Origin of the sequence: Hymenobacter armeniacus, assembly GCF_014699055.1 — a bacterium.
GTDB classification, from domain to species: Bacteria; Bacteroidota; Bacteroidia; order Cytophagales; family Hymenobacteraceae; genus Hymenobacter; species Hymenobacter armeniacus.
Genome location: NZ_JACXAC010000007.1, coordinates 170,996 through 177,265, shown reverse-complemented (window position 1 = coordinate 177,265; position 6,270 = coordinate 170,996). Strand labels below are relative to the sequence as shown.

At 58.8% G+C, this 6,270-nt stretch carries 5 protein-coding genes; all 5 read right to left on the bottom strand.

Annotated elements, in window-relative coordinates; genetic code table 11:
* Positions 1-711: 711 nt before the first annotated feature.
* Complete coding sequence (locus tag IC234_RS20725; protein ID WP_190928484.1) at positions 712-2,046, bottom strand: serine hydrolase; 1,335 nt, start codon at positions 2,044-2,046, stop codon at positions 712-714.
* 108 nt (positions 2,047-2,154) lie between these two features.
* Complete coding sequence (locus IC234_RS20720) at positions 2,155-3,423, bottom strand: hypothetical protein (protein WP_190928482.1); 1,269 nt, start codon at positions 3,421-3,423, stop codon at positions 2,155-2,157.
* A 55-nt stretch (positions 3,424-3,478) separates the two neighbouring features.
* On the bottom strand, positions 3,479-4,819 hold the full coding sequence (locus IC234_RS20715; protein ID WP_190928480.1) for an APC family permease: 1,341 nt from the start codon (positions 4,817-4,819) through the stop codon (positions 3,479-3,481).
* 137 nt (positions 4,820-4,956) lie between these two features.
* Complete coding sequence (locus IC234_RS20710; protein ID WP_190928478.1) at positions 4,957-5,484, bottom strand: DUF2480 family protein; 528 nt, start codon at positions 5,482-5,484, stop codon at positions 4,957-4,959.
* 88 nt (positions 5,485-5,572) lie between these two features.
* Positions 5,573-6,268 carry a tRNA (adenosine(37)-N6)-threonylcarbamoyltransferase complex dimerization subunit type 1 TsaB gene (gene tsaB, locus IC234_RS20705; RefSeq protein ID WP_190928476.1) on the bottom strand — a complete coding sequence of 232 codons (696 nt, stop codon included), beginning with the start codon at positions 6,266-6,268 and terminating at the stop codon, positions 5,573-5,575.
* Between the last annotated feature and the right edge of the window lie 2 nt (positions 6,269-6,270).

The window sequence follows — 6,270 nt, the reverse complement described above, 5'->3', positions numbered from 1 at the left end:
ATTAGGCCTGCCGCTAGCGTTCATCCTGAGCCAAGATCAAACTCTCCATTGTAAAAATGTCTACACCCAGGCGAACCTGGGCTGATGTCGAGTGCGAATCCGACCCGTTTTAACGAGCTATATGTATTCGTGTTACGCTTGTAATTTCACCGCACTTCTCGCGAAGCGCGGCCCTTACTATTTGTCTTTTCCAAACATTCAAAGAACGTGTGCGACACCCAATTGGTGAGGCAGTGAGGCTTATTGTGAGCCTGCTTTTCTTTTTTCAAACCCCTTTCTTGCGATTGGGAGTGCAAAGGTAAGAGGAACTTTTAAGTCGACAAGCAAAAGGTGAAAATTTTTATTTTTTCTTCTTTTGCTTTTCAAACTCTTTCCGCCTCCAATCGAAGCGGGGTGCAAAGGTAAGGCACTTTTTTATGCTTTTGCAAGGCCTTGTGAAAATTAATTTTTAGGACTTTGCGAAGCGGGCACGAGAGACGATACAAATACGGCAAGCGTGAAGTTCCGAACCTTTCAATTTTTCTGCACAGCAGTTGCTGTGGCAGAACCCGTAGCCCTATTGGCAATTGGGAGTGCAAAAGTAGGAGGAATTTTTGGGATAGCAAGGGCTGTATAAAAACTTTTGCTTGGGGCAACCGTAGCCAAGCCGCTTTGGGTACGCCGGGGTGTTTAAAATCAAAGACTTAAACCATCGGGTCCTTTTGCACAATTTTAGCGAATGAGTTCGGGGGCAAAGAATTCGGCGAGATTGGAACGGTATGGGCGAGGGCGTTGCGTGTCGTATTGCTGAATCTGACGGCCTAACTGGGCGAGAAAGGGCTGGCCGATGCTGTCGTATTCGTAAACGCCGTCGTTGATGATGCCGTCTTGGTTGACGTAGAGCACGGCGCTGAGGAGGAATTCGGACTGGTGGAGAGAATCGGCGAAGTAGGCAACATCGGCGAGGTAACCGTGCGACATGCCGACGATGTTGTAGATGCGGAGGTTGGATTGGTGGGGAGTGGTGGGGTTGCGGCCGTAATAGAGGTACTTCTTATAGGCATCGAAGTAGCGGGCGGGGGCGTAGGGACGGAAGCCGGATTCGTGCGGGGTGGCGTGGAGGTAGCGGCGGAGGAAGGCATAATCGGTGGGCGTGAGGCGGAGCCGCTGGGCAGTGGGGATGGATTCGGGGAAGAGGATGCTTTGGAGGAAGGCGGTGATATCGGCGAGCGGGAAGTGATTAGCAGTGGTAAAATCGTAGGGTTCGGCGATGATGCGGCGGCCAGCTTGGTAGGCGCGGCCTTTGAGGACGCGGCCGAGTGGGCTGTGGTAGGCGGTGGGGTTGTACTGAGCCGGCTGCTTATGTAGTGTATCGCCGCGGAGGGTGTGAAAGTTGATAGGGTTGGTGTGGCGGTTGGCAGCGGTGTCGCAGGGGGCAAAGCGGCGGGTGATGCGGGCATTGGGATAGCCGATTTCCTGGAGGCGCTGGTTGAGGGGACGCTGGCCGAGGAATTCGTAGAGGCGGTTGTAGGCGACGTTGTCGCTTACAAGGAGCATGCGCTTAATGTAATTGCCGACGGTGGCGGCGCGGTCGCTGTCGGCGGGAGCAGCGAAGGGGACGGGGGTTTGGCAGCGCCAGGCGGTGCCGGTGGCCATAATGGTGCGACGGGTTACCCCTGGCTTATTGAGGTCGTTGAGTTTTTCGAGGGAAAGAGCGACGACGGGAAGCTTGACTAAGCTGGCGGGGTTGAAGTATTGTCCGGGATTGAGGTGGTAAGTGTGGGGAGTGAAGGTGGGACGGTTCTGGGCGTCGCGGTTGATTTGGGTATAGATGATTTGGAGTTCGTATTGGGGATTGAGGGCGACGCGCTTTAACAGCGGGTTGGCTTTTAGAAGAGAGTCTAAAAGTGGAGAATCGCCTGGGATTGAACTTATCCCCCGGCCCTCCCTCCCGCGGGGAAAGGGAGCTAGCCGGATGCCGGCAGCGGCTAGGGTTGTTATGGTTAGCAGGAATGCCGTTCCTATTATATAGTATAGTGCGGAACGGGACTGATGAATTGCTTTCATAGGATGGTGCAGTCGTGCAGACGTATTGATTACTAACCGCTCTGGCTGTAAAACAAACAGGGCCGTGATGTTGCCACCACGGCCCTGTGGGCTGGTTTTATACGCAGATTAGTCGGCTAGGGGAACCAGACGTTTGGCGAGGAGGAGGTTGGAGTCGGTTTGGCGCCAGTTGTAGCCGGTGCCGAACGGGAGAGGCTTCGGCGGGTGGATGGTGTCGTGGTAGGCGGCAGTCAGCTCGGGTTGGTATTGCTTGGCAAAAAGGTTGATGGGGCGGCGGTAGGTGCCGTAGTAGTTGAAGTGCCAAGCACCTTTTTGGAAGTACTTCATGGCGATGCCGGAATCGTCTTGCAGGATGTAACGGCTGCGGCGCAAGACGGTGCGGCGCACCTTGTTGAAATACGACTTGTGCATGAGGTAGGTGGCCGACTTCACGTAGGTGGTGAGGGGGCCGAGGTGCCGTACAAACTCCAGCGGGGCACTTTTGGAGCTGATTTTCCAATCGCTGAGGTCGGCGGAGAAGTAATAGACGGTTTTGGGCTGGCCGTCGGGGCCGCGCAGCTTCATTTCAACGCCGGGGATGGATTTAGGGTCGAGCGTCTGGGTGGTGTCCGTTGGGACGTCCTGAAGTTGGCCAGCGGCGTTGAGCTGCACAGGGCGAATGGCCATGATTTGGTTGCCGGTGCGGGCAGCGAAAAGCATCATCAAGGGCAAAGCGCCATCTAGCTCGACAGATTTCAAATCCACCGCCATGTCGTTGGTGCGGAAAAAGCTGAAATTAAGCACCGACCAGAGCGAGGTTTTGACGGCGGGCAGCAGCTTGGGGTTTTCGAGCGTGGCGCGGGCCGGAACGCTGCCGACGGGTTCGAGGCCCATGAGCACATAGGTTTGGCTGGTGGGGAACATCGTGACGACGTTCAGGAAATCGGGGCCGCTGAAGGGGTAAAAGACGGTGGGACTGCTGGCGTGCACCGAATCGAGCTCGGTATTGGCCCACTGCGTCATGCGCGTGGTGTGGGTGGCGCGGTATTTCTCCCAGCTTTTGTCCTGGTCTTTGGCGAAGGCCTGCCAGGCGGGCGTGGCCGCTAGTGGGGTGAGGTTGCTGTGCTGGCTGGGCTGCAGGCCCCCGAGGAAAAGGGCCACGTCTTGGGCGTAGGCGGTATCGGGGGCGGTAAGCCGGTTGGGGGCAGGCGCCGCGACGGGGGCTTTGCCGTTGGCGCGGGGCGCGGCGGGCTTGGTGGGGTCGATGGCATCGGCCGTGGTGGCCATGGTTTCTTCCTTACCGGAAGTAGCATCAGTTTTGGGGTTCGACTCGGAGCAGGCGGAAAGCAAGAGCAGAGCGGCCGGCAGCAGCCGAAGCGCAACGGTGCGAAGGAGCATTATATAGTATACACGTAAAAAGCAGCACTACTGGCTGCCGGATTGAAGCCGCAATTTACGGCAGCGCTTTGGCCCGGGGCGCGGCACTGGACCGCGTAGACCGCATCATGACGAAGTACACCAGCAGGCCCGCCGCCAGCGTGTAGAGGCCGTAGCTGGACTCTACCGGCTTGTCGCGCAGGATGAACAACAAGGTCCAGCCGCTCAGGCATAAGAAAAGAAGGGGCGTGAGTGGGTAGCCCCAGGCCCGATACGGGCGGGCTAGTTCGGGCCGCCGCCAGCGCAGAATGAACAGCCCCAGCACCGTGAGAAAGGTGAACAAATTCAGCACGAAACCCGCGTAGACCAACACTTCCTTGAAGCTTGGCCGGAGAATGAAGGCCAGGGTAATGACGGTTTGGAGCAGCAGCGCGCGCACGGGGATGCCGGCGCGGCTTTTTGGCGCTAGGAAACGGAGGGCCGGAATATCTTCTCCCATGGTTTGCACGATGCGCGGCCCGGCCAAAATCATGGAACTGACCGTGGAAACCAACAGCGCCGCAATAATGCCGCTCATCAACCGCCCACCTACCGGGCCAAACAAGGACGTGGCGGCCACAAAACCGACTTCCACCTGGCCTTCCAACCCCGCCAGCGGCGTGGAACGGAGAAACACGTAATTCAACCCTACATATAATAGGAGCACCACGGCGGTGCCGGCCAGCAGGATGCGCGAGAGGTTGCGCCTGGGATTTTCGATTTCGCCGGTGACGTACACGGCCGCGTTCCAGCCGGAGTAGGCGTAGCTCACATACACGAGGCTGACGGCGAAGGCCGGGCTGAGCAGCGCGCGCCAGCCGGCAGCATCGGGCAGGAAGCTGATGGGCTGCCCCTCCCCTACCACCACGCCCGCCCCAATGAACAACACCAGCACGCCTACCTTCAGAGCCGTGATGATGATTTGGAGGCGGCTGCCGACGCGGGTGCTGCTGCCGTGCACCAGCGTGAGCAGCAGCACCACGGCCACCGAAAGCCAAGTGGGCTGCAAGCCCGGCCACACGCTTTTGGCATATTGGCCCAGGGCCAGCGCGGCCAGGGCAGTGGGCGCTGCAAAGCCCACCGTGGCCGAAACCCACCCCGAAAGGAAACCCAGCGCGGGGTGGTAAATCTGGCTCAGGTAATGGTATTCGCCGCCCGAGCGGGGCATGGCCGAGGCCAGCTCGGCGTAGCTCACGGCCCCGCAGAGGGCAATGAGGCCACCCACCAGCCACAGCATCAGCAGCGCAAAGCCGCTGTGAATGCCCATTACCTGAAAGCCCAAGCTGGTGAAGACGCCCGTGCCTACCATGTTGGCCACCACAATGGCAACGCCGGTGAGGAAAGTAATTTTATAAGGAGTGCGGGCAAGCTCGGGCATGGTGCAAAGATGCGAACCAATGCGAGAGGCCCAGCTTAGCCATCCTGCTGAACGCAGTGAAGCACCTTATCACGTCCGAACAGGTCGTCCTGACGTGATAAGGTGCTTCACTGCGTTCAGCAGGACAGGCGGAGCAACTATCCCACTGCGCTGGCGGCTTTGGGCTTTTTGTAGAGCGGCACGGTGCTGCACGGCTCGCCGTACATGATGCTGCTCGTGACCGGCAATAGCTTTTGCATGATGGCCACGTAGGCAAAAGTGGGCACGGGCTTGTCGCCGCAGCCTTTCACCACCACTTTGGCGTCGCGGTATTCTTCGGGATTGATGGCAGCAATGGCTGCTTCAAACAGCGACTGCTCCAGGGCATCGAGGTTGCCGAACACATAGCGGTGGGCGTGGCCCTGCAGCTTGGTGGCGAGCAGCATGTAGGCCCAGGTGGGCACAATGGCGTCGGTCGAGCAGATAATAGCCACATTCTTGCCGTCGTACTGCGCCCAGTCGTGGGTTTTGACGAACTCACGAAAGTCCTTTTCGCGCAGCATGAGGCCGTGGAAGAGGTTGTCCTTAATGTCGTACACCACCCGCTCGCCAGGGTGGATGAATTCTTCCAGGTTTAGAGTAACAAGGCCGGAATTGGCCACGCGATTGACGAAAAGGGGTTCCATAGTGTAGCGCGGACTTGTAGTCCGCGATGATAAAGCATTTACAAACAGACTGCGCTTTCGGCCCATACTCGCGGACTACAAGTCCGCGCTACTTCGCTTTAGGCGTGGTGGTGTACACTTCTTTGAGGTAAAACGGCTCGTAATACGCCACGTCCTGAAATTCCTGCCGGTGAAAAGCGGCCACGCCCAGCTGCCCCACCGAAATCGCTGAGGGCTCAATCCCCGCCAGAAAACCCGCGTTGGAATGCTCCCCTAGCACTGCCCGAAATTTCGCCGCGCCGTGACCAAAGAACAACACGGAATGGTGGGCCAATTGTTCGGCCAGTGTATCGGCATCGAGCAGCAGCGGCGTGGGCGCCAGCACCTCCTGTCCCTCGTGCGTGTAGATGGCGGCGTACACTTCCGTGCGCCGGGCATCCAACATGGGACAATACCAGAATTTTTCGGGGTGAGCGGTGCCTGCAGCCACCTGCGCCGCCATCGCTCGCAGCGTGCTCACGGCCACCAGCGGAATATCGAGCGCGAAGCACAGGCCCTTGGCCGCGGCCCCGCCAATGCGCAGGCCGGTGTAGGAACCGGGCCCGTCGCTCACGGCCACGGCGGAGAGGTCGGCCAGCCGGTGGCCGGTATTTTCGAGCAACTGCTCGATGAGCACAGTGAGGTGAGTGGAATGCGACTTATCCAGCCGCAGCTCGGACTGGCCGATGAGGGCGCCGTCGGCCACGCGGTGCAGGGCTACCGAGCAGACGGGGGAAGAGGTTTCGAGGGAGAGGAGGAGGTTCATTC